Here is a 25,365-nt window from a genome sequence, read left to right on the forward strand (position 1 = left end):
GGGCCTGGTATATATTACCTGGCCCGGCCCGGGTTTTTTCGTGACCGGTCCGGTAAATTAGCAGGCGGCAAAAGCATAGATTTCGTTAAGAGGGCCGGGGGGAGGGCGGACGGAATGGCCTGCTTGTTGATTTCCTGTTTCTTCTTCGCCGCCGGACTGGCCGCCACCATGACACCGGTACTACCCGGCGTGCCCTTGATCTGGTTGGGAATGGCGGTTTATGGCCTGTCCAACGGCTTCACCGTACCGGGACGCTTTTTTTATCTGACGGTGACCGTGGCGGCATTCTGTTTTACGCTGCCGGCCATTGGCGGCCGCCGGAGGGCATTCCGGCGCGACCTGTCCGGGGAGGCGGTTTGGGGCGGTATGCTGGGCGTACTGGCCGGCGTGCTGTCCCTCGGAGCGGCGGGCATGTTCTGGGGACCGCCGGTCGGGGCGGTCTTCGCCGAACTGCTTGCCGGCAAACCATTGAACCGTGCCGTGCCCCTGGCTTTCGGCACACTGGCCGGCCTGGCCGGAAACAAACCGCTGAAAATGTTGTTGCAACTGACGTTGATCGGCTGGTTTTTTTACCGTACCGGTATGCGTTAATCTTCCGGAACGCTTTTTTCCAGAAACTCCTCGTCCAGCGGACCGCCGGCGGAGTTCAGCTGAAATTGCGCCACCCGTGCCGCCGGTCCTGGCACGGCGGCCGCGGTTTCTTCGCCGGTGTTTTCTCCACTAACCTGCATATTGACCTGACTGATGTTCTTTTTCTTTTTCACCCGGTGCAAAGTAGGACCCCCTTTTTACACTTGTTCTCCACCGTCTTGTTAAGGACCATGTCTTTTGAACATAAAAGCCGGCGGCCGCACCTCGCCGCTGCAATGCACCAGTCCTTCCCCAAAATCAAGCATGTTTATGCTTCAAGATCTTAACCGCCGCTACGCACATACGCTTCATCTTCAGCCAGCGACCGCCCCCGGCCTGCTTCCACCGCCAACCGGTCGCAGCGGTTGTTGTACTCATTGGCGGCATGTCCTTTTACCCAGATCCAGTTGATCCGGTGGACGGCCGCCAGCTCAAGAATGCGCCGCCACAAATCGGGGTTTTTGGCCGGTTCCCCGCTGGAGCGCCGCCAGCCGTTGGTCTGCCAGTTCCGCGCCCAGCCTTTGGTCATGGCGTCGACGATATACCGGCTGTCAGTATAAAGGTTAACCCGGCAGGGCCTTTTTAATGCTTCCAAAGCTTTGATCACCGCCATCAATTCCATACGGTTGTTGGTGGTGCAGCGGTAACCGCCGGACAATTCCTTCACGTGATCACCATACCGGAGCATCGCCCCGAAGCCGCCCGGACCGGGATTGCCGCTGCAGGCGCCGTCGGTATACACGTCCACCACATTCATTTTTTCGCTCATCGCATATCCTCCGTCCAGGGCAGGTTACCAATAATTTTACCATAATTTCAGGCTGCTAAAATTTTAAATTAAGTCTGAAAAAGGTATTGACTTCCTTTGTGAAAAGTGTATCATTTAATTAAAGAATTGTGAATGTAAGCACATAAAAAGGAGGGTTGCTTATGTATCATAAGATTCTTGTCCCGGTGGACGGCTCATACCGGGCGGTTGAAGCGGCGGAATACGGCATTGAGCTGGCGACGCAGGTGAAGGGACAGGTCACCCTTTGCCATGTCATTCCGGCCACCACTCCCTTTGTAAGCAAAAAGAACGGGGGGCGGATCACGGAAAATTTCAAACAAATTCAGTCGGAACTGCATAAGAACGGCCGCAGTCTGCTGGAAAGAATGCATGACGTATTGCTCAGGGACGGTATCAATCTGGACACCGTACTCCTGCAGGGCAACGAGGCCTATGAAATCTGCCGGCAGGCCAGGGAGGGAAAGTACGATCTGGTGATCATGGTCGGACAGGCGAGCGGATATCTTGCCGGCGCACTGACCAACCGGGTCACCCAGAACGCCCCCTGCCCGGTACTGGTAGTGCGTTAAATTTAAATAACAATATGTGAAAGCGAATACTATTACCTTGGGAGGTCGCGTCATGGCTTATAAAAAAATTCTTGTCCCGGTGGACGGCTCCAGCCGGGCAGACACAGCCGCCCGGCACGCCGCCGAACTGGCGAGCAAAATGGATGCCGCGCTGGTTTTGTTTCACGTTGTTCCGATCATGCCTGTTTATACCGGCCGGTACGGACAAGTCAGCGATGCCTACAGCCTGATCAATGATCAGCTGGAAGAAAGCGGCAAGGAAATTCTGGAGCGCACGGAAAAAGGAATCGCACCTTATCAGATCAAAGTGGAAACCAAAATGGTACGCGGCATTCCGGCTCAGGAAATCTGCCAGGAAGCCGGCGACGGCGGTTATGATTTGCTGGTCATGGGCAGCCGGGGGCTGAGCGATATCAAGGGCTACCTGATGGGCAGCGTAAGCAACCGGGTCAGCCGGCACGCCCCTTGTCCGGTGCTGATTGTACGTTAGAAGGCCGGTTCCCCGTATACCAAACCGTCATTATTTTTATACCAGGATTCCGGCCGGGCAGCCCGAAATAAGAATTCGCCGTGATTTCCTTTTCTCCTGCCGCCCGGCCGGACCGTCACCGGTCCGGAAAACACCGGCGGCGATGTGCCGCTGTTTTGTCCGCGTATTTTTACGGGTATTTGCCGGCATGCCCGGACTCTATTGAATTCATTCAGGACAGTTGTATTTTTCGCCCGGATATACTACAATCTGTTTTGGAGTGCTACTCCTGGCGGCGACAGCCGGCCGGGATATTTTCTTTTTCCGGTTGTAATGATTGCACGGGAGGTGTGTGATTGTTTCATGGGCATAACCACAGTCAGGGTGACCAACCGTCCCGGGCTGCGCGACCCGGCCGGGGAAGACGTGCTGTACGAAATCCGGCACGCCCTGGGCATTGCGCCGGTGGAGCACGTGCGCACCGCACGCGTCTACCGTTTTGAAGGGATCAGCGAAAAGGACGCCCGCCTGCTGGCGGAAAAACTGCTGGCCGAAGACGTTTTTGAGGTTTATACCATAAACAAACCGGTGATTACTGATGCCGCGTCGGTGGTCGAGGTGGCCTACCGGCCGGGGGTGATGAACCCGGAAGCCGCCTCCTTAAGCAAGTCGGCCCGTGATCTGGGCGTCACCGGCCTTGCGGCCGCCGCCTCGAGCCGCGAATACGCCTTTTACGGAGGCGGCGTGACAGCCGCGGATATTGAAACCATCCTCGACCGGCTGCTGGTCAACCCGACGGTGGAAACAGTAATGCGGGCGGAGCCGGACACGCTTTTAATATCCGGCCGGCCGGGGGAAACAAAAATCATCCCGATCCGCCAGATGGACGACGCCGCGCTGATGGATCTGAGCCGGGACAAGCTTTTTCTCAACCTGGAGGAAATGCGCCTGATCCGGGACTATTTCATTTCCCGCCGGCGCGACGCCACCGACTGTGAAATTGAAACCCTGGCCCAGACATGGTCTGAACACTGCGGACACAAAACATTCAAGGCCGAACTGGTGGTCAACGGGCGAAAAAAGGAGCCCCTGCTGAAAAGGCTGCAGCAGGCCACCGCCCGGGCCGGTCACCCGCTGGTGCTTTCCGCTTTCGTGGATAACTCCGGCGTGATGGAGTTTTACCACGGATGGGCGGTTTGCGGCAAGGTGGAAACCCATAACTCGCCCTCGGCCATCGAACCTTACGGCGGCGCCATGACCGGCAGCGGCGGCGTGTTCCGGGATATCATGGGCACCGGACAGGGGGCCAAAGTGATCGCCTCCACGGACATGTTTTGTTTTGCCCCGCCGGACATCAAACCGGAAGCAATCCCCCCCGGATGCCTGCACCCGCACTACCTGCTGCGCCGGGTGGTGGCCGGGGTGCGGGATTACGGCAACCGCATGGGCATCCCGACCAACAACGGCTCCGTGCATTTTCACCGTGATTTCCGGGCCAAACCGACGGTAATCGTGGGCGCCTACGGCCTGTTACCCGTTTCCCGCGCTCAAAAAGGCCGGGCGCAGCCGGGGGATCTGGTGGTGGTCATTGGCGGCCGCACCGGCCGGGACGGCATCCACGGGGCTACCTTCTCCAGCGGGGAAATGACTCACCGCACTACGGAAGTGAACGCCAGCGCGGTGCAGATCGGCCACCCGATTGAAGAAAAACGTACGCTCGATGCTTTGCTCGCGGCGGCGGAAGAAGGGTTGATCCGCGCCGTCACCGACTGTGGCGCCGGCGGCTTCGCCTCGGCCGTCGGGGAAATGGGAGCGGAGACCGGGGTTGAAGTCCGTTTGGAACAGGCGCCCTTGAAATACCAGGGCTTGAGTCCCTGGGAAATCTGGCTGTCGGAAAGTCAGGAACGGATGGTGCTGGCCGTGGCGCCGGAGAACCTGGACCGGGTGCTGGCCATCTGCCGCGGGCTGAACGTGGAGGCCACCGTGCTCGGTGCATTCGCCGCACACAGGCGCCTGCTGGTAACCTGGCACGGGACGGTGGTGTGTGATCTGGAAATGGAATTCCTGCACCACGGCCTGCCCCGGCGGCGGATGGAAGCATGCTGGCAGCCGCCGGAAGAAGCTGCCGCGCCGCTGACAACGCTCCCGGCGAACTGGACGGAAGCATACGGCCGGGTAATGGCGCACTTGAATGTCTGTTCAAAGGAACCGATCGTGCGCATGTACGACCACGGCGTGCAGGGAACGAACGGGCTGCCGCCATTTTCCGGCCTGCACGGGGATGGACCGAACGACGCCGTGCTGCTCACACCGCTGCCGGGACGGCCGGAGGCGGTGGTGATCAGCCACGGACTGAACCCGGTGCTGAACCGGAGCGACCCCTATTACGGCGGCCTCTGGGCGGCCGCGGAGGCCGTGTCAAACGCCGTGGCCGCCGGGGCCAACCCGGAGGAAATGGTCCTGATTGACAATTTCATCTGGCCCTTCCCCGATCCGGAGTCACTGGGCGCCCTGGACCGGGCGGTGGACGCCTGCGTGGATTTTGTGGACACCACGGGCATGCCCTTCATTTCCGGCAAGGACAGCCTGTCCAGCACCTACCGGGGTGCGGACGGCACAGTGATTAAAATCCCGCCGGTACTGTGTGTTTCCGCCTTCGGCCGGGTACCCGACATCAACCGAACCGTTTCCGCCGATTTCAAAGGGGCGGGCAACAAGATCACCCTGGTCGGCAAGCGCACCGTCAGTGAAATGGGCGGCTCGGTATACTGCGATTTGTACGGGCAACCGGGCGGCAGCCCGCCGCGTATCGATCTGTCCGTGCTGACCGGGGTGCTGACGGCCGTGCACCGGGCGATCGCCGCGGGCAAAGTATTGGCCTGTCACGACATCAGCGAGGGTGGCCTGGCGGCCGCGCTGGCCGAAATGTGCTTCGGCGGCGGACTGGGGGCGGCAATCAGCATACCGGCGGCGGAAAACCCGGTCCATTTCCTGTTCAACGAAACAGCCGGCTGTTTTCTGGTGGAAACCGCTCCGGATACTGATCCGGCGGCATTGTTCGCCGGGGTACCCCATCAGATGCTGGGGACCACCGTGGCCGGGGACCGAATCTCGGCGGCCGGTTTGTTCTCCGTCTCATTAACCGCCTTGAAACGGGCCTGGCAGGAACCGATGGCCCGGATCTTCGGCAGCATGCGGGCCGGAAACGAAGGGAGGGGCGAATGATGAAAAAGCCCCGCGTTTGCGTTCTGCGCACCGACGGCACCAACTGTGACCGGGAAACCGCCCGCGCTTTCGACCTGGCCGGCGGCGCGCCGCAGATGGTGCATGTCAACCAGCTGCGCACCGGGGAGGAAAAACTGGCCGCTTATCAGATCATGGTCATCCCGGGCGGGTTTTCCTACGGTGACGATGTCCACTCGGGCAAGGTGCTGGCTGTGGAGCTGACCTCCTTTTTAAAAGAACAGCTGCAGGAATTTGTGACCGCCGGCAAGCCGCTGCTCGGTATTTGCAACGGCTTCCAGGTGCTGGTGCGCACCGGCCTTCTGCCGGGCGGGCGGACGGATGAAATCAGCGCGGCATTGATGGCCAACGACAGCGGCCGTTTTGAATGCCGCTGGATTGAATTGCTGGTGGAAAACAACCACTGCCTTTTCACCCGCGGTCTGGCCGGGCGGGTATTGAGTTTTCAAGCCGCCCACGGTGAGGGCAAATTTTTTGCCCGGGAAGACACCCTGGCGGCCATCGAGCAGGCCGGCCAGGTGGTTTTCCGGTATGCCGGCGCCGGCGGCGGGCCGGCCGGAAATTACCCGGACAATCCCAACGGTTCGCTGCATGCCATCGCCGGCATCTGTAACCCCGGCGGCACGGTGCTCGGCCTGATGCCCCACCCGGAACGCTTTGTCGAACGCACCCAGCACCCGAACTGGCGCCGCGGAGAAACAGGGGAGCCGCACGGCCTGGCCATTTTCCGCAATGCGGTGCACTATGCCCGTGAAATCTAGTTACCGGCTTTTTCCGGCTGCGTGGTTGCTTTTTACCGTGAAATACAACGCACCCTCCGGCCGCCGGAACTGGAAGCGGCCGCAGAAAAGCACTATAAACTATAACCGTGAAAACACCTGGTCCTCTCTTTTGCGGGGTGCGCGTTGCCGGTGCGCGGTCGCCGGCAGGCTTGAAACATTAAGATTGTTTATCCGCAAGATAATCAATCTTAATGTCCACCGCTGGGAAAAACGGGTTATAATAATAATTGCGAAGCAACCGGGAATGTCCACGATGGATTTACAGGTGCAATCCGGACTAAAAAGTTTTTACCGGGAGGTGGCGGGTCCGGAAGCAGGCGGACCCACAGGACATGAAAGCATTGTTTCACATTGATGAAGATGAACGCTGGCCACGGGTGCTGTTGAACGTTAAAAATTTCATCAAGGACACCGGGCCGGGCGGGGCGGTGATCGAAGTGGTGGCCAACGGCGCCGGCGTGCTGGCCTACGCCGGCGGAGGCACGGAAATACTGGCGCAAATGGCGGAACTGGCCCGTGCGGGAGTATTTTTCGCCGCCTGCCGCAATGCCTTGAATATGAACAATATTGCCGAAAACAGGCTGCCCGGGTTCGTCACCGTGGTGCCGGCCGGGATCACTGAAATCGTCAAAAAGCAGGGCGAAGGATACGCCTATATCAAACCCTGACCAGGATATCCACGCCCACGGCCGGTGGCAGGCCGCCGGCCGTACCCGCATCACACCATGACCGGCCGGGGTAAAGTTTGGGGAAACCGCCGGCATCGCAAGTTTGGATGAACTGCCGGCATCTTGATGTTCGCCTGATGCCGGCATATATTTCAAGCCCGGTAAAAACCGGGCTTTCACATTCCACAGGGCGGGTTTATAATGAAAAGAAAAGCTGCCGGGAGTTGAACAATGCAAAACACACGCCTGGCCCTGGTGCAAATGCGGGCCAAGACCGGTCTGGTCAAGGAAAACCTGGATAAAATCGAACATTTTGTTGCGCTGGCGGCCCGGGAGAAGGCGGATTTGATCTGTTTCCCCGAGTTATGTGTGCCCGGTTACCACCGGGAACTGGCCCGGCAGTATACGGAAGTTATACCCGGTCCCGGTGCGGACCGGCTTTCCCGTCTGGCCCGGGATACTGGTGTAACCGTGCTGGCCGGCCTGGCCGAACAATCGGAGTGCGACCGCCCCTACATCACCCACCTGGTCGCCCATCCCGACGGGCGGGTGCAAAAATACCGCAAGACCCACCTGGGTAAAAGTGAATGCCCGCATTTTACCGCCGGAAACGAACTGCCGGTTTTTCAAACGGAAAAAACTGTTTTCGGCGTGGAAATATGCTGGGACCTGCACTTTCCGGAGGTCACCACCGTGCTTTCCCTGCGCGGGGCGGAGATTATTTTCGCCCCCCATGCCTCGCCGGTAATTGTAGGGGACCGGCGGGCGATCTGGCTGAAATACCTGGCCGCACGCGCCTATGACAACGCGGTTTTTGTGGCGGCCTGCAACCTGGTCGGACGGGCTTCGGAAAAGCAGGAATTTTGCGGCGGGGCGATGGTGCTCGACCCGCGCGGGGATGTGCTGGCCGAGGACTTCAGCCGGCGGGAGGGCATGCTCCTGGCCGACCTGGATGCCACGCTGATCAACACCATCCGCCGCAACCGCGCCCGCTCCATGCGTTATCACTTTTATTTGAATTTCCGCCGGCCGGAACTTTACCGGGAACTGCTGCGCGGCGCGCCGGACCCCCCGCCGGCCGAAGAAAACAAAACCGCCGGCGGTGAGCAAGGCTGACCCCCGGCAGGCAAAAGAACGCAAAAAGGCCGGGCCATGTTTCTACCCGGCTTTTTTAACATCATGATAACGATAAGTCTTTGCACACTTTTGCTCATAAAAGCCCGCCGGGCAAGCGGAGTTGAGCAACCCGGCTTGATGACCGGGCACCGGCCTGTGAAATGTGCCCGGCTAATTCTTGAGCTGCCCGGCCAATTCCGCCTGTTTGGCCCGGAAGGCTTCTTCCCGGATCAACAGGCTGTCCCCTTGGGCCAGGCCGAAACGCAGCCATTTCAGGGCAAACTTCATCAATTCCACATCATCTTCCTTGATCCGCTCCACCAGTTCCGGATGCACGACAAACTTGTCCAAAAAACTGCTTTCGAAGACAAAGCGCCGGAATTTATCCAGGTTGTAGCAGCTCATGTAAAACATGTCCACCAGCTGCCGGTTTTTTACCGGACCTTCCAGTCTGATGCCGCTGGTCACATCCTGGAAGTAGCGTTCCATTTCCTCGTACAGGTAGATGCCCTGGTCCTCCTTGTAGTCATCCACGGTCAATTCCACATCCTCATTGAACCCCAGGCAGCGGGGGGGCGAGGCGATAAACCGGTATTCCTCCTCTTCCCGGTTGTCGCTGCGGTCCAGCGGAAAAATGCGGCAGGCCCAGGGCCGGTCCTGGTAGATCTGACATCCGTTGGCGGTAACAAAGGGGCAGCGCTTGCTTCCGTCTTCCGTCATCTTCAGCACCAGTACCGGCAGCCCGGTTTTTTCCGGAATCAGACAGACAGTGTATTGAGCCAGGAATTCCTCCGAGGAAATGCCCAGCGCCTTCTTCATGCGCAGCACGTCATACGGGGTAAGGAAAATGTTCACATCCCGGCAGCACCGGCCAAAGCATTCCAGACCGGGACGGCAGGAAAATTTGAATTTGCTGTCGATGGTCAGGTTTTCGTCCATTTTTATCCCTCTTCCCTAATCAATTATCCACTCAAACGACTTCATTATAAACGTTATTACGGTCAGAAGCAAGGTAAAAGGGCGGCAGGAAAGGGAAAAGCTGCATACCGCCCCCAACGGCCATGATTTATTGAACACAACCCACAAATGAAAAAGGTGATGGTCGCAACTCTGGCACGACCATCACCTTGAGAAAACGACTTTTTCACATTAGAGTACGTATATTTAGGCGGTGTAAATGGCCTCCTGGGGACAATGAGCCGCACAAACACCGCATTTTAAACACTTCTGCCGGTCGATGAAATAGGGCCGTCCTTTTTTCTCGCCGTTGATCGCCCGGGCCACGCAGTTTTTGGCGCACAGGCCGCAGGAAACGCATTTTTCCTCATCAATGACATAATCGAGCAGGGCGCGGCAGACTCCGGCCGGACAGCGCTTGTCCCGGATATGGGCTTCATATTCGTCGCGAAAATATTGCAACGTGGAAAGCACCGGGTTGGGAGCGGTCTGGCCCAGTCCGCACAGGGAGGCGTCCTTCACCTCCCGGGCCAGGTCCGCCAGTTCGTCCAGGTCGGACATCTCCCCTTTGCCTTCCGTAATCCGTTCCAGGATTTCCGTCATCCGCTTGACGCCCACCCGGCAGGGGGTGCACTGGCCGCAGGATTCGTCCTGGCTGAACTGCAGATAGAATTTGGCGATATCCACCATGCAGTCGCTCTCGTCCATCACGATCAATCCGCCGGAACCCATCATGGAGCCAATCCGGCGCAGGGAATCATAGTCCACCGGTGTATCCAGACCGGCTTCGGGGATGCACCCGCCGGAAGGCCCGCCGGTCTGCACGGCTTTAAATTTGCGTCCATGCGGAATGCCGCCGCCGATATTGAAAACTATGGTCCGCAAAGTGGTGCCCATGGGCACCTCAATCAAACCGGTATTCATGATTTTGCCGGCCAGGGAAAAAACCTTCGTCCCCTTGCTGTTTTCCGTACCCATGGAAGCAAACCAGTCCGCGCCCCGGCTGATGATTGCCGGCACATTGGCGTAAGTTTCCACATTGTTCAGCAGGGTCGGCTTGCCCCACAGGCCGCACTGGGCGGGATAGGGCGGGCGGGGGCGGGGTTCGCCCCGTTGACCGGTGGCCGAACGCAGCAGCGCCGTCTCCTCGCCGCAGACAAAGGCACCCGCTCCCAGGCGCAGATCGATGTCGAAGTCAAACCCGGTATTGAACAGGCGCCGGCCCAGCAAGCCCTGCTCCCGGGCCTGGCGGATGGCGCGTTCCAGCCGCTCCACGGCAATCGGGTATTCGGCGCGTACATAAATATAGCCCTCGGCAGCCCCGATAGCATAGCCGGCGATGGCCATGGCCTCCAGCACGCTGTGCGGATCGCCTTCCAGGATGCTGCGGTCCATGAAGGCGCCGGGATCTCCCTCGTCGGCGTTGCAAACCACATATTTTTCAGCTCCGGGCGCGGCGGCCGCCATCTCCCATTTTTTGCCGGTAGGGAAACCACCTCCGCCACGGCCGCGCAGGCCAGATTTTTTAACCGTTTCAATCACCTGCGCCGGCGTCTGGTGCAGCAACACATCGGCCAATGCGAAATAACCGCCGCAGGCGATGTATTCGGTAACATCCTCCGGATTGATCAAGCCGCAGTGGCGCAGGGCCACCCTCTGCTGCGCCTGGAAGAAATGCACATCGTGCAGGCGCAGTTTCTTTTCCCCGGTGGCCGGTTCCCGGTAGAGCAGGCGTTCCACCACTTTGCCGCCGGCAAAGTGCCGCTCCACCATCTCCCGTACATCCGGCACGCCCACCCGGCAGTACAGGATCTGTCCCGGATAAACCACCACCAGCGGTCCCAGTTTGCAAAAACCGAAACAGCCGGTTTTAAACACGCGCACCCGGGAAGACAACCCGCGGGCTTTGATTTCACGTCTTAAGGCTTCGCGCAGCTGATGGCTGGCGGAAGATGTGCATCCCGTACCACCGCAGACCAGCACCTGCAGGCACGGGGCGGCGCCGTCCTTACCCAGGCGGGCGTTAAGGTCCGGGAGGCGCTCCCGCTTGATCTGCTGCAGGTCGCTCCACTGGTTGATCATCCCTTTTCACCTCCGTCCGCCGCCGGCAGGCACGCAGCAGTTTGCCCACGTCCTGACGCTTGAATTCCCCGTGTACTTCCTGGTTGACGGTCAACACCGGCGACAGTCCGCAGGCGCCCAGGCAGCGGGTGCTTTTCACCGTAAACAGTCCGTCGGCGCTGGTATCGCTCTCATTCAGACCAAGCTGGTGGCGGAACTCGGCCAGAATATCCCGGGAACCCTGCACATAACAGGCCGTGCCCAGACAGACATTGATTTTGTATTTGCCCTGCGGTTCGGTGTGAAACAGGCTGTAAAAGGTGACCACGCCGTTGACCTCGCTCACCGGCATATCCAGCCTGCCGGCGATGTATGTCTGCACTTCTTCGGGCAAATAACCGAAAATTTCCTGCGCCTGCTGCAGGATGCGGATCAACTGCCCCGGCTGCTGTCCGTAGTGCTCGATTACTTCATTCAGCTGCCGGTATTTTTCCGTCAGTTCCTTTTCTTGTTCATTCAGGGCTGCATCGCCTCCCCCACGCCGGCCCGTTTCTTTTTTAGTTTGTCATGGGGAAATGAATAAAATTCTTTTTGCTTAGTGACATAATACGGACCAGTAATGGTAATAATTACATATGGAAATATTCCGTACGCAAACGGGGAGTGAACGTAATATGTCAGTTGTACAGTTTCCGGGCAGGCTTTTGAAACTGGCCCTGGCGTCATGGCAAAAACGCCGCCGGGCTGGTGAATTGAAGCGCTATTATGTCAAACCGCGGGCGGATCAGCGCAACATCATGGCCCGCCGGCTGGACTTCTACGGTACATTGTTGTTGCTATGGCTGATTCTGCTCGTTTTCCTGGCGGCCATCCGGCCACTGCCCACAGCCCTGGCCGCCGCCTCGGCGATCAGCTTGTTTGCCGGTTGGCTGGCCGGCAAAATGCAGAAAAAGCGGCTGTTGCTGGAAAGGCATTACCAGCAGGTTTGGACGGCGGCCAGCCGGTTCCGGGAAAAGTTGAAACAGGCCGGCAGCCGGGAGGAGCTGGCCGCCCTGGTGTTTCCCCTGCTCAAAACCCTGCCGCGTTTCGAGGAAGTAACAGACAAGAAAAAAGGAGCGGCGTCCCCCTTTTCCCGGGCCAGGTACCTGGGAATACCGGTCAGCGTACATTATCTGCCGGCCGGTGAAACCCCCGCCGGCAGCGCGGCCGTGCAGTCCCTGCTGGCAACGCTGCCAGCGGGAAAAACCAATAACGCCATTTTCGCAGCTGCCGGCGAATTCACCCCGGACGCCGTCCGGCTGGTCAATAGTGTCAAAAGCCGCTTCAATATCGCCCTGCTGGATGAGCGCCAACTGGTCGCTCTGGCCGGACGGGCCAGGCAATTGGAAGGGCGGGCGAAAGCGGAAACGCAGGTCGCAACACCGGACGGAACGGAGTATACGGGCCAGGCATTTGCCGGCTGGAAGCAGGTTTTTTTCAGACCGCGCAAGTCACGCGGCTACCTGTTCACAGGCGCCCTGCTGCTGGCCGCCTATGCCTGGCTGGCGCGCTTCACGCCTTACGCCGGTCTTTATCTGGCTTTCGGCCTGGTCAACCTGGTCCTGGCCGTGGCCTGCCTGGCCGTGGGCAGGATGGAAACAGCGCCCGGATTGGACGACTGGCAGCCCCGGGTCTGAAAAAGAATTGTGAGACCACCCGGCCCGAATCGGAAAAGACAGACCCGGACTGGAAAAATAACTCCGGGTACCATGCCGGGCACACCCGGGCTAAACGGTCTCCGGTTATAACCATGGCTTTCCCGGCTTTGCAAAGAACCACCCGCACTATTGGCTGGTGGTTCTTTGTGATCCGGGGGAAAAAATATTATCGCCATTGTTGATGATGAACCGGAGAGCGTAGCAGTTTACAATATTTTGATGGTATGGAGCCGGAATTGTCAGCCGCTGATTCCAGGCCAGAGCCTTCGAGCCGGCAAGGTGACAACAGCTATTAAAGCGCAAGCCACGCACCGGTACCCGGCAACCGACGACTATACCCGGCGGGTGAGAACCGGACGGATGTATATTTAAAACGGACGAACTTAAAATATATGCTGGTATCAATTTGCCTTCAGCCATTTCAAGCCGGACCGTCGAGGTATCCGCCGTGTATGAAGAACAGGGGAGAATTTCAGATTTGCAGGCCATATTCCTGCTTATCGGCACAGTGGCCGCCACCGCCATTGTCTTCCTGCCCGGGCTCACCGCCGCTACCACCGGACGGGATTCATGGCTGACCGCCCTTCTGGCCGCCATACCGGGACTTTATGTGGCTTTTCTGGTGAGTGCCCTGGGACGCCTGTTTCCCGGACAGACCCTCGTCCAGTACCTGGAACAGATCCTGGGCGGTCCGGCCGGAAAGGCCGCCGGTCTGTATTATTTATTCTTTTTTTTACAAACCAACGCCATCATCGTACGTGAACTGGGTGAATTGATTGCCACGGCGATCATGCCCCGCACCCCCCAGGTGGTTTTTGCCATCCTCATGGTCGCCGTCTGCGCCTACGGCGTCAGTCAGGGACTGGAAGTGATCGCCCGGGTGATGGAATTAACCTATCCGTTGATCCTCGCCCTTTTCGGCCTTATGCTCATCCTGGTGTCCGGACACATGCAGTTTTCCCGCCTGCTCCCCGTCCTGGAGCACGGCATCAGGCCGGTACTGCTGGCCAGCCTGGACCCTTTTGCCTGGCGGGGGGAAATCATCGTCCTGGCCATGTTCCTGCCCTATCTGGCCCGTCCCGCCCGGGGGCGGCGCAATGCCATCATCGCCGTCTTGCTCACCAGTCTCCTGCTTGTACTAGACGCCCTGGCCAGCACCACCGTATTCGGTGTGACCACGGCCCGGCTCAATTATCCCACTTTTGAACTGGTCCGCCTGGCCGGAATCGGCCAGTTTTTAACCCGTCTGGACGCCGTCTGGATCGTCATCTGGCTTTTCGGCATGTTCGGCAAGGTGGGTATCTTTCTTTATGCCACCGTGATGGCCGCCACCCATTTATTCAAGCTGCGGGAAGCACGGCCGCTGATTGCCCCGCTGAGCATCCTGACCATTGCCCTGTCTCTAAGCCAGTTCGCAAACAACCCGCAGATGATCGCCTTTTTAACCGGTCCTTTTGTTGCCTATTCCTTTAGCGTGGAATGGTTCATTCCCACCATCCTGCTGCTCACCGCCCGGCTCAGGGGGATAAGCACCCCCAAAAAATAATCCGGCCGGAATGGATTTCCGGTCCGGATTGGCTGTTGCTGGCGGGAGTGTGTGAGAATCGAACTCACCCGGGACGGGTTTGCCGCCCCACGACTGGTTTTGAAGACCAGGAGAGCCACCAGGCCCCATCCACCCCCGTATTGAAGCCGCGGTAACGCCGGCCAAAAACATATGCATTATGTATTATAGCATAACCGGAATAAAAGACAAGCTATTTTCCCCGGCACCAGACACTCCCATTGATTTTTTCGCCAAAATATAATACCCTAGAAAGAGGATTGTCCGCAATAGCGGCAAGGTATGATTTACCACCCCGGATGATTGAACTTTCAGGCGGGCCAACTTTTGGGGGAGGATTTTTCCAGCCGGCTGTTGAATAGGTTAAGCCGGGCAAAAAGCTTGATCAAAACGGGCGGGTGGGCAGGTAAAATGCTGCGATTTTTTGATGAAATAAAAGATGAGCTTGACACTGTAGAACGGGAATTGCACAAAGCCGTTAAAACACCTGATCCACTGATGACCGAGTCATCCACGCACCTGCTCAAGGCGGGGGGGAAACGGCTGCGCCCCGCCTTGAGCTTGCTGGGCGGAAAATGCGATCCGCATTTCGAGCTGGAAAAAGTACTGCCCCTGGCTGTGGCGCTGGAAATGATCCACATGGCCACGCTGGTGCATGACGATGTGGTGGACGCCTCGTTAACCAGGCGGGGGAAACCAACCGTGAAGGCAAGGTGGGGAAACCGCCTGTCTACACATCTGGGCGACTATCTTTTCGCCCGCGCGCTCATTTTGGTTTCCACCTGCGGACAGCCGCTGGTTCCCCGTGTGCTGGCCGATACCAGCGTAAAAATGTGCGAGGGGGAAATCGAACAAATTTCCACCTGCTTTGATACCGGGCAGACGGTGAAGGATTATTTTTACCGTATCAACCGCAAAACCGCATTGTTGATCGCGGCCAGTTGCCAGTTGGGGGCGGCGGCCTGCGGCGCCCCGGCGAAGGTTCACCAGGCGCTGCGCCGTTTCGGGCATTATATCGGTATGGCTTTCCAAATCACCGACGACGTACTGGATCTGGTGGCCGACCAGCAGCAACTGGGCAAGCCCGTGGGCAGCGACCTGCGTCAGGGCATCATCACCCTGCCGGTGATTTATGCTCTGGAAAACAGCCCCCGGCAGGACTGTTTAAGGCAGCTGGTATTCGCCCCGGTAAAGGATGAAGACCTGGTTTACCGGACTATTGGCTTGATCGGCGAATGCGGCGGCATAGCATATTCCGTGCGCATTGCGCAACAATATATTCATAAGGCCAAGCGGGAACTTCAGTTTCTGCCCGACCGCCCGGCCAGAAAAACCCTGTCTTTGATTGCCGATTTCGTCAGCCGGAGAAACTTTTAAAAGGGTTGATTGACGTGAGTGGATGCTATCCCATTTCTTTGCATCTGGCCGGACGCAGATGCCTGGTGGTGGGCGGCGGCAGCGTGGCGGAACGCAAGGTGCTGTCCCTGCTTGCCTGCGACGCCCGGGTAACGGTGGTCAGCCCGCGGGTTTGCCCCGGTTTGCGGAAAATGGCCGCCGCCGGACGGATTGACTGGCACTGCGGGGAATATCACAATACCGTCCTGGACGGGATCTTTTTAGTCATCGCCGCCACCGATCAAGATGCGGTCAACCGCCTGGTGTCAAAGGAATGCCTGGAACGCAACCTGCTGGTCAATGTGGTGGACGATCCGCCCCACGGCAACTTTTATGTGCCGGCGGTGATGCGCCGGGGACCGCTGCAGATCGCCGTTTCCACCGGCGGTCACAGTCCCCTGCTGGCCAGGAAGATAAAGGAGGAACTGGCGCGGCGGTACGGCCCGGAATACGGCGAATTTGCCGTCTGGCTGGGCGAAATACGTACCCGCCTGCTTGAAAATATTTCCGATCCGGAAAAAAGACACCGGATCCTGGCCTCCCTGGTGGACGACCAGGTGCTGTTGCTGTTGGCCGAAGGACGGCTGACGCAAGCAAAGGAGCGTGTAGAGCAATGCTTATCATCGTAGTTGGTGTGAATCACCGGACGGCGCCGGTGCAGGTACGGGAAAAGCTGTCCTTTTCCGGACATTCCCTGGGGGATGCCCTGATCAGGTTGAACGCCGCCCCGGCCATCGAGGGCTGTGTAATCCTGTCCACCTGCAACCGGACGGAGATTTACGCCGCAACCAGGGAAATGGACGAGGGATTGAGCGCCGTGCGGGATTTTCTTGCCCGCAAGTCCGGCGCGGATATTTCCGAAATTAAAAACTACACTTATGCCCATACCCTCTATGATACCATCCGTCACCTTTTCCGGGTGACGGCCGGCCTGGATTCCATGATCCTGGGTGAAACCCAGATCCTGGGCCAGGTGCGGGACGCCTATCAGGCGGCCTGCCGGCACGGAACAACCAACCGGGTGCTCAATGTGCTCTTTCAGCAGGCGCTGACCGTGGGCAAGCGGGTGCGCACCGAAACCGGCATTGACCGCAATGCCGTGTCCATCAGTTATGCCGCGGTGGAACTGGCCAGGCAGTACATCGGCGACCTGACCGGCCGCTCGGTGCTGGTGATCGGCGCCGGCAAAATGAGTGAACTGACGGCCCGCCACCTGGTGGCCAACGGTGTGTCGGGAGTGATTGTCTCCAACCGCTCCTATCAGCGGGCGGTGGATCTGGCCGCCCAGTTCGACGGCCGGGCGGTAAGGTTTGACCGGTTGTTTGATTATATGGCCAGCGCGGATATTGTGATCAGCTGCACGGCAGCCTCGCATTATGTGGTGCGTTATTCCGACATGGCGGCGGTAATGGCAGGGCGGCCGGGCGGCAAACTGATGATGATCGACATTGCCGTACCGCGGGATATCGACCCGGCCTGCGGCAACCTGCCGGGAGTGACTCTTTATGATGTGGACGCCCTGCAGCACGTGGTGGATCAGAACCTTGCCCAGCGTAAACAGGCCGCGGTTACGGGGGAAGCGATCATTGAAGAGGAACTGGACCAGTTCATGCAGTGGCTGGGCACCCAGTTTGTGGTGCCGACCATCGCTGCTTTAAAGCAGTGGGGCGAGGAGATTAAACAGAACGAATTGCGCCGGGCGCTGAACCGTCTGGGTGAAATTTCGGACCACGACCGCAAAGTGGTCGCCTCCCTGGCCAACTCCATTGTCAACCAGCTGTTGCATGTGCCGATCAGCCGCTTGAAAGCCTATGCCCTGACACCGGAGGGACACCTGTACACAGAAATTTTGCAGAACCTGTTTGACCTGGAGGTGGCCGGACAGGAACGCAAAACCGGTTGCGATCCGGCCAGCGCGGCTGCCGGACGGTAAGACCGGCGGCCTGAACGTCCGGCGGTTGCACAGCCGGAAAGAACCGTTCCGGTTGCTTAAAATGGTCCGGACGGGGGAAAGCTTCCACCATTGAGGGGCGAAGGAACGGAAAATCGATCGGAGGGGCCATGAACAAGGAAATCGTAATCGGCACCAGGGAAAGCAGGCTGGCCCTGTGGCAGGCCCGCTGGGTGGCGGAACAGCTGCAGTCCCGTCATCCGGGGGTGAATTTCCGCCTGCAGGGCATGAAGACCCACGGTGACAATATTTTGGATGTGGCCCTGGCAAAAATCGGCGACAAGGGGCTATTTACCAAGGAACTGGAACTGGCCCTGCTCAAAGGGAAAATCGATTTGGCGGTACACAGCATGAAGGATTTACCCACCGAACTGCCGCCGGGCCTGAGCATCGGAGCCATTTGCCGCCGGGAATACCCCGGGGATGTGCTCATATCCCGGCGCGGGCTGAAACTGGCGGAATTGCCGTCCGGCGCCCGGGTGGGCACCAGCAGTTTGCGCCGCACCGCCCAGCTTTTGCGTTTCCGTCCGGATCTGCAAATATCCACCATGCGGGGCAACCTGACCACCCGCCTGCGCAAACTGACGGAGCAAAACCTGGACGCCCTGGTGCTGGCCTATGCCGGCGTCCACCGGCTGGGGCTGGCGGAGCAAATCACCCAGCGCATCCCGTTTGACATCTGCCTGCCGGCGGTGGGACAGGGAGCAATCGGGGTGGAGATACGCTCCGGGGATGAGCGAATCCAGTCCCTGATTGACAGTCTGAACGACCGGGAAACACAAGCCGCCGTCACCGCCGAACGGGCGCTGATGAAAGAGCTGGAAGGCGGTTGCCAGGTGCCCGTGGGCGCTTTGGGCCGGGTGGACGGCGAAATGATCACCCTGGAGGGGATTGTGGCCAGTCTGGACGGCCGGCGGGCGGTGCGGGACGCCGTCACCGGACCGGTTGCGGAGGCGTCCGCCCTGGGGCGGACGCTGGCCCGCCGGATGCTGGCCGCCGGAGCGGCGGAAATATTAAACGCGGCGAGACAGGAGTTTGATCTGCATGCCTGAGGGAATTGTATATCTGGTTGGAGCGGGGCCGGGGGATCCCGGCTTGATCACTGTCAAGGGACTGCACTGCATCAAAAGGGCCGAAGTACTGGTTTACGACCGCCTGGCCCCGTCCCGCCTGCTGGCCGCGGCGCCGCCGTCCGCGGAACGGATTTATGTGGGCAAAAGCCCGGCCGGACACGCCATGACCCAGGAAGAAATCAACCGGCTGCTGGTGGAACGGGCCGGCCGCGGCCAGGTGGTGGTGCGGTTGAAGGGCGGCGATCCCTTCGTCTTCGGCCGGGGCGGCGAGGAGGCGGCGGCACTGGCCGCGGCCGGACTGCCTTTTGAAGTGGTGCCCGGCGTCACCTCCGCCGTGGCGGCCCCGGCTTACGCCGGCATCCCGGTCACCCACCGGGATCTCACCTCCACCCTGGCCATCATCACCGGCAACGAGAACCCGGCCAAGCCGGAATCAAACATCCATTGGGACAAGCTGGCCACCGGCGCCGGCACGCTGGTCTTCCTGATGGGCATGGCCCATCTGGAACAGATCACCCGGCAGCTGCTTATCCACGGCCGCCCAGCTGATACGCCGGTGGCCCTGGTGCGCTGGGGCACCCGTCCGGAACAGCAAACGCTGACCGGCACACTGGCGGACATCGCACACACCGCTGCTGAGGCGGGCTTTGCCAATCCGGCGGTAATCGTGGTCGGCGAAGTGGTCAAACTGCGGGAGCAGTTGCAGTGGTTTGAACGAAAACCACTCTCCGGCTGCCGGGTGCTGGTCACCAGGGCACGGGAGCAGGCCAGCGGACTGGCCCGGGCCATTGAGGAACTGGGCGGCGAGGCGGTGGAGTACCCGACCATCCAGGTGGTGGCGGCAGAGGACTACACCCCCCTGGATACGGCTATCGGCCGCCTGCCGGAATATCAGTGGCTGATTTTCACCAGTGTCAACGGTGTGGCCTTCTTTTTCCGCCGCCTGCTGTTAGCGGGCCGGGACATCCGCGATTTGAAGGGTTTGAAAATATGCGCCATCGGCCCCAAAACCAGACAGGCACTAAGCAGGTATTGCTTGCGCGTGGATTATGTGCCCGACGAATACCGGGCGGAAAGCATCATCAGCGGTTTAAAGGACAAAATCCGGCCCGGTGACCGGGTGCTGCTGCCCCGGGCGGACATTGCCCGCAAAATACTGCCTGAAGCGCTGACCGGACTGGGTGCCCGGGTGGATGATGCGGCGGCATACCGCACCGTACCGGGCGGCGGCAATACGGAGGAAATTCGCCGTTTGCTGGCGGAAAAACGCATCCAGGTGATCACTTTCACCAGTTCTTCCACCGTACGCAATTTCGTCACGCTGTTGAACGAACCCCGCCTGCCGGAATTGCTCGCCGGCGTGACCGTGGCCTGCATCGGACCGGTCACCGCCCGCACGGCCCGTGAACTGGGCCTGCCGGTGGCTGTCGAGGCAAAGGAGTACACTATTGAAGGACTGCTCAAAGCGATTGTGGAAGCCAGGGGCTGCGGACGGCGGGCCTAAGGCCGGACGCATCACGCCCGGCCGTTTGCGCGCTGCAATTCCATGCCTGCGGGCGGCCGGCCGGACCGCAATGACAGCACATGCCGGGCTGTGTACAGACACCCGCGTCCGGGACTTTGGGCGGAGCAATGGTCTTTATCAGGGGGAGATTGAGCATGATCAGCATCAGCAAACTTTTATGCGACACCGGAAACTATGGCGACAATTTGCGCTACAGTGAGCTCTCCCGCCATCAGATGCACGGAACCACGGCCGGCCTTGGTCCGGTGGTGGTGTGGAATATGACCCGCGCCTGCAACCTAAGCTGCCGGCATTGTTACGCCAGCGCCGGCGGGCAAAGGCAACCGGACGAATTGAACACCGCGGAAGCGCGGCGGTTCATCGACAGCCTGGCCGGCTTCAAAGTGCCGGTAATTCTTTTTTCCGGCGGCGAACCGCTGATGCGGGAGGATTTCTTCCCGCTGGCCGCCCGCGCCCGGGAACGGGGCATCCGGGTCACAGTATCCACCAACGGTACGTTGATCACCCCGGAAACAGCCCACCGCTTGAAGGAAATTGGAGCCGGCTACGTAGGCGTCAGTCTGGACGGCATGGAAGCGGTCAACGACCGCTTCCGGGGCCGGCCGGGAGCCTTCCGGGACGCCCTGGCCGGCATCCGCAACTGTTTGGCCGCCGGTCAGCGGGTGGGACTGCGCTTCACCATCAACCGCCATAACCTGGCCGAACTGCCGGCCATATTTGATTTGATTGAAAGGGAGAATATCCCCCGTGCCTGCTTCTACCACCTGGTCTACAGCGGCCGGGGCAGCGGCATGCGGGACGAGGACATCAGCCCGGCGGAAACCAGGGCCGCCCTGGACCTGATCATGGAGCGCACACTTGACTTTCACCGCCGGGGACTGGACAAGGAAATCCTTACGGTGGACAACCACGCCGACGCCGTCTACCTTTACCTGAAACTGCGCCGGCGGGACCCGGCCCGGGCGGAAAAGGTCTACCACCTGCTGGAGCTGAACGGGGGCAACCGCACGGGCATGGCCATCGGCGCGGTGGACTGGGCCGGCAACGTACACCCGGATCAGTTCACCCGGCATTACACCTTCGGCAACGTGCGGGAAAAAAGCTTCGCTGCCATCTGGACGGATCTTTCCCAGCCGGTGCTGGCCGGCTTGAAGAACCGCCGCCCCTTGTTGAAAGGCCGCTGCGCCCGCTGCCGCTGGCTGGACATCTGCAACGGCAATTTCCGTGCCCGTGCCGAGGCGGTTTACGGCGACTTCTGGGCGCCGGATCCGGCCTGTTATTTGAGCGACGCGGAGATAGACCCGACCGGCGAAATTTAGTCGCGTGCATACCTCCATTGCGTACCCGTTCCGCTCCGGAAAATGAATGGTAACGGCAATGACAGTGTGCTATCGCGTTTTTCCAGATTCCTCTATGATGGAAACCATACCCGGCCCCGGCAACCGTTGTGCAATGTGGCTGCGTGCGCGTGAGCCGGCAGCGCTGTCTTCATGAACAGTCAATGTCACGGGAGGTGTATTGTGATCATGCCTTTTCCAGTCATCCGGCCGCGCCGGCTGCGGGCAAACCCGGCCATGCGCCGGCTGGTGCGGGAAACCGTACTTGCAGTGGACGATCTGCTTTACCCCGTTTTTGTCACTTACGGCCGGGACGTGCGCAAACCGGTGGAAGCCATGCCCGGAGTGTATAATTTCTCGGTGGACACACTGTTGGAGGAACTGGGACCGGTAAATGAGCTGGGCATCCCCGGCATCATGCTTTTCGGCATCCCGGAAACAAAGGATGAACTGGCCGGCGGGGCTTACGACGACGAAGGCGTAGTACAGCAGGCCATTCGTGCCGTCAAGGAGGAATTCCCGGATCTGCTGGTGATCACCGATGTCTGCCTGTGCGAATACACCAGCCACGGCCATTGCGGGGTGATTAAAAACGGCTGCGTGCTGAATGATCCAACCCTGGACCTGCTCGCGCGCACCGCGCTTTCCCACGCCCGCGCCGGCGCGGACATGGTCGCCCCCTCGGACATGATGGACGGGCGGGTGGCCGCCATCCGCCGCGCACTGGATGAACACGGTTACCAAAACGTGCCCATTATGGCCTACGCGGCCAAATACGCTTCCGCTTACTACGGACCATTCCGGGAGGCGGCCAGCTCGGCGCCGCAGTTCGGCGACCGCCGCTCCTACCAGATGGACCCGCCCAACGCCCGCGAGGCGCTGCGGGAAGTGCGCCTGGACATAGATGAGGGAGCGGATATTGTCATGGTCAAGCCGGCGCTGGCCTACCTGGATGTCATCCAGCGGGTGCGGCAGGCCTTCGATCACCCGCTGGCCGCCTACAATGTGAGCGGAGAATACGCCATGGTCAAGGCCGCGGCACAAAAGGGCTGGATCGATGAACGGCGCGTGGTGCTGGAAACGCTCACCGGCATCAAACGGGCCGGCGCGGAGATCATTCTCACCTATCACGCCCCGGATGCAGCCCGCTGGCTACAGGAAGGGGAATAGAAAGGGGGGCGTTGCCGTGCTGGTTTCCTGGAACACGACCAACGCCTGCAATTTGACCTGCCGCCACTGCTACCGGGACGCCGGCGCCAGGGCGGACGAAGAACTGAGCACCGGCGAGGGAATTGCACTGATTGAGGAAATTGCCCGGGCCGGGTTTAAAATCATGATTTTCAGCGGCGGCGAACCCCTGATGCGGCCGGACATCTACGATCTGGCCGCTTATGCCGCCCGCACCGGACTGCGGCCCGTTTTCGGCACCAACGGCACGCTGCTCACCGGCGCGACGGCCGAAAAACTGAAAAAAAGCGGCGCCATGGCCATGGGCATCAGCCTGGACAGCACCGACCCGGAGCAGCATGACCGCTTCCGCGGCGTACCGGGCGCCTGGCAGGCGGCGGTGGAAGGCATGCGCGCCTGCCGCCGGGCCGGACTACCCTTTCAGGTGCATACTACGGTGATGGACTGGAATTATGATCAGGTGGAGGCGCTCACCGACCTGGCTGTAAAAGAAGGGGCGATGGCCCATCATGTTTTCTTTCTGGTACCCGCCGGCCGGGCGGTGAACATGGAAGCGGAGTCGTTGCGCGCCCGGCAGTACGAAAACCTGCTGCGCCGGCTGATGGAAAAGCAAAAAACGGTGGACATCGAGGTCAAGCCCACCTGTGCCCCCCAGTTTATGCGCATCGCCCGGCAAATGGGTTTAAAGCTGCGCTTTCAAAAGGGGTGCCTGGCCGGTGTGGCCTACTGCATCATCAGCCCGCGTGGCGTGGTGCAGCCCTGCGCCTATCTGGACATTCCCGCCGGCAATGTACGCGAAACGCCTTTCAGCCGGATCTGGCAGGACAACCCGGTGTTCAACCGCCTGCGCAGCGGGGAATACGGAGGCGGCTGCGGTATCTGTGAATACCGGAGGATCTGCGGCGGCTGCCGCGCCCGGGCCTATTTCTACCACGGCGATTACATGGCTGAAGAGCCCTGGTGCCTGTACCGGGAAGAGCGGGAAACCGCGGTCGCGGACGTCTAGAAAGCGCTTGTTTGGAAAAGGCACCCCGGGCGGAAGTGAACCTCCTTCGGGACAAGCCCGCGGGTTTTCAGGGGCAAAGTTCTATAAAAGTACCGGCGGCAGGGGGAAAACCGGTCGGATTAAGCGCACCGGGACGGACATGTGCGTTTTTTAAGTAACTGGTTTTTCACCTGTATGGGGGGGAACGGGATGAGTCTGGACAGTACGGACAAACAGTTGCTGAACATGGTGCAGGCCGGCCTGCCCCTGGTGCCGGAACCCTACCGGGAACTGGCGGACAAATTGGGCATCAGCGAAAAAGAAACCCTGAGCCGTTTGAAACGGCTGTGCGACACGGGGGTAATCCGGCGCCTGGGGGCCATCTTCGACTCCCGCCGGGTGGGTTACAGCGGCACATTGTGCGCCCTGAAGGTACCCGTGGAGCGTATAAACGAAGTGGCCGCCGTAGTCAACTCCTTCCCCGGGGTCACCCACAACTACCTGCGGGAACATGATTACAATATGTGGTTCACCCTGCTGGTGCCGTCACCGGAAAAGCTGCACCGGACTATCGAAGAGATCAAGTCACGCACGGGCATCAGCGACCTGCTGATGCTGCCCGCCACCAGAATCTTCAAGATCCGGGTGAATTTCGACCTGGCGGAGGAATAATATGCTTAGCGAACTGGACAAGCGGATCATCCGGGAACTGCAGGAGGGCCTGCCTCTGGTCAGCCGCCCTTACCAGGCGCTGGCCGATAGACTCAACCTGGGGGAAGATGAGCTCCTGGCCCGGATCAAGGATTTCATCGACCGGGGGGTGATCCGGCGCTTCGGGGCGGCGGTGCGCCATCAGGATCTGGGCTTTGTGGCCAACGCCATGGTGGTCTGGCCGGTGCCGGAGGAACGCCTGGAGGAAGTGGGCACGCTGCTGGCCGGCTTCGATAAAGTCTCCCATTGCTATGCCCGCCCGGCACATCCGCCCGGATGGCCCTACAACCTGTTTACCATGATTCACGGCCAGACGGAACAGGAATGCCGCCGGATCGCCGCCCGGCTGGCGGCCGCCTGCGGAGTTGAAAACTACCGGCTGCTTTTCAGCTCGGCCGAGTTAAAGAAAAGCAGTATGAAATATTTTTTGGGGGAATGAACAATGCCGGCAGTAACCGTCACAATGCGCACCCGCAGCATTGAATCAAGGAAACGTATCGCCAGGCGGATCACGGATATACTTGTGGAAGAAACAGGTGTGGACCCGGAATGGGTTACCGTCCAGTTTGTAGAGACCAGCGAAGACAGAATTGCCCGGGGTGGCGTGCTTTTATCCGAAAGAATGGATAAGTCACGGGACGGGGAGTGATCACT

Annotated in this window: 25 protein-coding genes and 1 tRNA gene; 20 read left to right on the forward strand and 6 right to left on the reverse strand. The window is 59.8% G+C overall.

Translation table 11 applies throughout. The features are described 5' to 3' along the window. Positions 1-114: 114 nt before the first annotated feature. The gene (locus tag A6M21_RS05370) at positions 115-591 is read left to right on the forward strand and encodes a DUF456 domain-containing protein (RefSeq protein ID WP_066666847.1); all 477 of its coding nucleotides are present in this window, start codon (positions 115-117) and stop codon (positions 589-591) included. Here A6M21_RS05370 and A6M21_RS05375 read toward each other — a convergent pair. Next, positions 588-773: a hypothetical protein gene (locus tag A6M21_RS05375; RefSeq protein WP_066666848.1), complete on the reverse strand. Its 186-nt coding sequence runs from the start codon at positions 771-773 to the stop codon at positions 588-590. The two genes, A6M21_RS05370 and A6M21_RS05375, sit on opposite strands and share 4 nt — an antisense overlap. A 140-nt stretch (positions 774-913) precedes the next feature. After that, on the reverse strand, positions 914-1,399 hold the full coding sequence (rnhA, locus tag A6M21_RS05380; RefSeq protein WP_066666849.1) for a ribonuclease HI: 486 nt from the start codon (positions 1,397-1,399) through the stop codon (positions 914-916). Positions 1,400-1,560: 161 nt separating this feature from the next. Here rnhA and A6M21_RS05385 point away from each other — a divergent pair, with 161 nt between their 5' ends. The 6 genes from A6M21_RS05385 to A6M21_RS05420 all read left to right on the forward strand — a co-directional run bounded on the left by A6M21_RS05385 (position 1,561) and on the right by A6M21_RS05420 (position 8,267). After that, on the forward strand, positions 1,561-1,989 hold the full coding sequence (locus A6M21_RS05385) for a universal stress protein (protein WP_066666850.1): 429 nt from the start codon (positions 1,561-1,563) through the stop codon (positions 1,987-1,989). 52 nt (positions 1,990-2,041) lie between these two features. Beyond that, positions 2,042-2,479 (forward strand): universal stress protein, encoded by a 438-nt coding sequence (locus A6M21_RS05390; RefSeq protein ID WP_066666851.1) that lies wholly within the window; start codon positions 2,042-2,044, stop codon positions 2,477-2,479. A 342-nt stretch (positions 2,480-2,821) separates the two neighbouring features. After that, positions 2,822-5,683, forward strand: coding sequence for a phosphoribosylformylglycinamidine synthase subunit PurL (purL, locus tag A6M21_RS05395; protein WP_066666852.1), 2,862 nt, complete (start codon positions 2,822-2,824; stop codon positions 5,681-5,683). Continuing rightward, positions 5,683-6,462, forward strand: coding sequence for a phosphoribosylformylglycinamidine synthase I (gene purQ, locus A6M21_RS05400; protein WP_066666853.1), 780 nt, complete (start codon positions 5,683-5,685; stop codon positions 6,460-6,462). The genes purL and purQ overlap by 1 nt, the downstream gene beginning before the upstream one ends. 353 nt (positions 6,463-6,815) lie before the next feature. Further along, a complete protein-coding gene (locus tag A6M21_RS05410; protein ID WP_066666855.1) occupies positions 6,816-7,151 on the forward strand; it encodes a DsrE family protein in 336 nt (111 codons plus the stop codon). 231 nt (positions 7,152-7,382) lie between these two features. After that, positions 7,383-8,267: a nitrilase-related carbon-nitrogen hydrolase gene (locus A6M21_RS05420; RefSeq protein WP_066666857.1), complete on the forward strand. Its 885-nt coding sequence runs from the start codon at positions 7,383-7,385 to the stop codon at positions 8,265-8,267. A gap of 171 nt (positions 8,268-8,438) precedes the next feature. On the opposite strand, the gene A6M21_RS05425 is transcribed toward A6M21_RS05420, so the two are convergent. The 3 genes from A6M21_RS05425 to A6M21_RS05435 all read right to left on the reverse strand — a co-directional run bounded on the left by A6M21_RS05425 (position 8,439) and on the right by A6M21_RS05435 (position 11,805). Further along, positions 8,439-9,206 (reverse strand): YkgJ family cysteine cluster protein, encoded by a 768-nt coding sequence (locus A6M21_RS05425; protein WP_066666858.1) that lies wholly within the window; start codon positions 9,204-9,206, stop codon positions 8,439-8,441. A 225-nt stretch (positions 9,207-9,431) separates the two neighbouring features. Beyond that, entirely contained in the window at positions 9,432-11,306 is a 1,875-nt protein-coding gene (nuoF, locus tag A6M21_RS05430; protein ID WP_078060409.1) for an NADH-quinone oxidoreductase subunit NuoF, read from the reverse strand. After that, complete coding sequence (locus A6M21_RS05435) at positions 11,248-11,805, reverse strand: NADH-quinone oxidoreductase subunit NuoE family protein (RefSeq protein ID WP_066666859.1); 558 nt, start codon at positions 11,803-11,805, stop codon at positions 11,248-11,250. Before A6M21_RS05435 ends, nuoF begins: the two co-directional genes overlap by 59 nt. A gap of 154 nt (positions 11,806-11,959) precedes the next feature. Here A6M21_RS05435 and A6M21_RS05440 point away from each other — a divergent pair, with 154 nt between their 5' ends. Both A6M21_RS05440 and A6M21_RS05445 read left to right on the forward strand, forming a co-directional pair. Beyond that, a complete protein-coding gene (locus A6M21_RS05440) occupies positions 11,960-12,961 on the forward strand; it encodes a restriction endonuclease (protein WP_066666860.1) in 1,002 nt (333 codons plus the stop codon). Between the two features lie 499 nt (positions 12,962-13,460). After that, positions 13,461-14,528 (forward strand): GerAB/ArcD/ProY family transporter, encoded by a 1,068-nt coding sequence (locus A6M21_RS05445; protein WP_161486009.1) that lies wholly within the window; start codon positions 13,461-13,463, stop codon positions 14,526-14,528. 39 nt (positions 14,529-14,567) lie between these two features. On the opposite strand, the gene A6M21_RS18280 is transcribed toward A6M21_RS05445, so the two are convergent. Continuing rightward, positions 14,568-14,665 (reverse strand) — tRNA-Sec (locus A6M21_RS18280). A 292-nt stretch (positions 14,666-14,957) separates the two neighbouring features. Between A6M21_RS18280 and A6M21_RS05450 the strand changes: the two genes are divergently transcribed. The 11 genes from A6M21_RS05450 to A6M21_RS05500 all read left to right on the forward strand — a co-directional run bounded on the left by A6M21_RS05450 (position 14,958) and on the right by A6M21_RS05500 (position 25,360). After that, a complete protein-coding gene (locus A6M21_RS05450; protein ID WP_066666894.1) occupies positions 14,958-15,923 on the forward strand; it encodes a polyprenyl synthetase family protein in 966 nt (321 codons plus the stop codon). 14 nt (positions 15,924-15,937) lie between these two features. Then, a complete protein-coding gene (locus A6M21_RS05455; protein ID WP_066666895.1) occupies positions 15,938-16,570 on the forward strand; it encodes a precorrin-2 dehydrogenase/sirohydrochlorin ferrochelatase family protein in 633 nt (210 codons plus the stop codon). Continuing rightward, on the forward strand, positions 16,555-17,874 hold the full coding sequence (gene hemA / locus A6M21_RS05460; protein WP_066666862.1) for a glutamyl-tRNA reductase: 1,320 nt from the start codon (positions 16,555-16,557) through the stop codon (positions 17,872-17,874). The genes A6M21_RS05455 and hemA overlap by 16 nt, the downstream gene beginning before the upstream one ends. Before the next feature lie 128 nt (positions 17,875-18,002). Continuing rightward, on the forward strand, positions 18,003-18,944 hold the full coding sequence (hemC, locus tag A6M21_RS05465; RefSeq protein ID WP_066666863.1) for a hydroxymethylbilane synthase: 942 nt from the start codon (positions 18,003-18,005) through the stop codon (positions 18,942-18,944). Beyond that, complete coding sequence (gene cobA / locus A6M21_RS05470; RefSeq protein WP_066666864.1) at positions 18,937-20,469, forward strand: uroporphyrinogen-III C-methyltransferase; 1,533 nt, start codon at positions 18,937-18,939, stop codon at positions 20,467-20,469. Before hemC ends, cobA begins: the two co-directional genes overlap by 8 nt. Before the next feature lie 155 nt (positions 20,470-20,624). Beyond that, a complete protein-coding gene (gene nirJ1 / locus A6M21_RS05475; RefSeq protein ID WP_066666865.1) occupies positions 20,625-21,809 on the forward strand; it encodes a putative heme d1 biosynthesis radical SAM protein NirJ1 in 1,185 nt (394 codons plus the stop codon). Between the two features lie 207 nt (positions 21,810-22,016). Beyond that, the gene (hemB, locus tag A6M21_RS05480) at positions 22,017-22,997 is read left to right on the forward strand and encodes a porphobilinogen synthase (RefSeq protein WP_066666896.1); all 981 of its coding nucleotides are present in this window, start codon (positions 22,017-22,019) and stop codon (positions 22,995-22,997) included. A gap of 16 nt (positions 22,998-23,013) precedes the next feature. Then, positions 23,014-24,021: a putative heme d1 biosynthesis radical SAM protein NirJ2 gene (nirJ2, locus tag A6M21_RS05485; RefSeq protein WP_066666866.1), complete on the forward strand. Its 1,008-nt coding sequence runs from the start codon at positions 23,014-23,016 to the stop codon at positions 24,019-24,021. 189 nt (positions 24,022-24,210) lie between these two features. Continuing rightward, positions 24,211-24,672 carry a siroheme decarboxylase subunit alpha gene (ahbA, locus tag A6M21_RS05490; RefSeq protein WP_066666867.1) on the forward strand — a complete coding sequence of 154 codons (462 nt, stop codon included), beginning with the start codon at positions 24,211-24,213 and terminating at the stop codon, positions 24,670-24,672. A 1-nt stretch (position 24,673) separates the two neighbouring features. Next, a complete protein-coding gene (ahbB, locus tag A6M21_RS05495; RefSeq protein ID WP_066666868.1) occupies positions 24,674-25,150 on the forward strand; it encodes a siroheme decarboxylase subunit beta in 477 nt (158 codons plus the stop codon). A gap of 3 nt (positions 25,151-25,153) precedes the next feature. Next, on the forward strand, positions 25,154-25,360 hold the full coding sequence (locus A6M21_RS05500) for a tautomerase family protein (RefSeq protein ID WP_066666869.1): 207 nt from the start codon (positions 25,154-25,156) through the stop codon (positions 25,358-25,360). The last annotated feature ends 5 nt before the right edge of the window (positions 25,361-25,365 follow it).

It is taken from the genome of Desulfotomaculum copahuensis, assembly GCF_001655685.1.
In the GTDB taxonomy this organism is placed as follows: domain Bacteria; phylum Bacillota; class Desulfotomaculia; order Desulfotomaculales; family Desulfovirgulaceae; genus Desulfotomaculum_G; species Desulfotomaculum_G copahuensis.

Bases quoted from the DNA above. Each gene is read 5' to 3' on its own strand.
- purQ (WP_066666853.1), top strand. From the start codon at position 5,683: ATGAAAAAGCCCCGCGTTTGCGTTCTGCGCACCGACGGCACCAACTGT.
- ahbA (WP_066666867.1), top strand. From the start codon at position 24,211: ATGAGTCTGGACAGTACGGACAAACAGTTGCTGAACATGGTGCAGGCC.
- hemB (WP_066666896.1), top strand. From the start codon at position 22,017: ATGCCTTTTCCAGTCATCCGGCCGCGCCGGCTGCGGGCAAACCCGGCC.
- A6M21_RS05410 (WP_066666855.1), top strand. From the start codon at position 6,816: ATGAAAGCATTGTTTCACATTGATGAAGATGAACGCTGGCCACGGGTG.
- nuoF (WP_078060409.1), bottom strand. From the start codon at position 11,306: ATGATCAACCAGTGGAGCGACCTGCAGCAGATCAAGCGGGAGCGCCTC.
- cobA (WP_066666864.1), top strand. From the start codon at position 18,937: ATGCCTGAGGGAATTGTATATCTGGTTGGAGCGGGGCCGGGGGATCCC.
- ahbB (WP_066666868.1), top strand. From the start codon at position 24,674: ATGCTTAGCGAACTGGACAAGCGGATCATCCGGGAACTGCAGGAGGGC.
- nirJ1 (WP_066666865.1), top strand. From the start codon at position 20,625: ATGATCAGCATCAGCAAACTTTTATGCGACACCGGAAACTATGGCGAC.
- purL (WP_066666852.1), top strand. From the start codon at position 2,822: ATGGGCATAACCACAGTCAGGGTGACCAACCGTCCCGGGCTGCGCGAC.
- hemC (WP_066666863.1), top strand. From the start codon at position 18,003: ATGAACAAGGAAATCGTAATCGGCACCAGGGAAAGCAGGCTGGCCCTG.
- A6M21_RS05450 (WP_066666894.1), top strand. From the start codon at position 14,958: ATGCTGCGATTTTTTGATGAAATAAAAGATGAGCTTGACACTGTAGAA.
- hemA (WP_066666862.1), top strand. From the start codon at position 16,555: ATGCTTATCATCGTAGTTGGTGTGAATCACCGGACGGCGCCGGTGCAG.
- A6M21_RS05390 (WP_066666851.1), top strand. From the start codon at position 2,042: ATGGCTTATAAAAAAATTCTTGTCCCGGTGGACGGCTCCAGCCGGGCA.
- A6M21_RS05425 (WP_066666858.1), bottom strand. From the start codon at position 9,206: ATGGACGAAAACCTGACCATCGACAGCAAATTCAAATTTTCCTGCCGT.
- A6M21_RS05500 (WP_066666869.1), top strand. From the start codon at position 25,154: ATGCCGGCAGTAACCGTCACAATGCGCACCCGCAGCATTGAATCAAGG.
- A6M21_RS05440 (WP_066666860.1), top strand. From the start codon at position 11,960: ATGTCAGTTGTACAGTTTCCGGGCAGGCTTTTGAAACTGGCCCTGGCG.
- A6M21_RS05420 (WP_066666857.1), top strand. From the start codon at position 7,383: ATGCAAAACACACGCCTGGCCCTGGTGCAAATGCGGGCCAAGACCGGT.
- A6M21_RS05370 (WP_066666847.1), top strand. From the start codon at position 115: ATGGCCTGCTTGTTGATTTCCTGTTTCTTCTTCGCCGCCGGACTGGCC.
- A6M21_RS05385 (WP_066666850.1), top strand. From the start codon at position 1,561: ATGTATCATAAGATTCTTGTCCCGGTGGACGGCTCATACCGGGCGGTT.
- rnhA (WP_066666849.1), bottom strand. From the start codon at position 1,399: ATGAGCGAAAAAATGAATGTGGTGGACGTGTATACCGACGGCGCCTGC.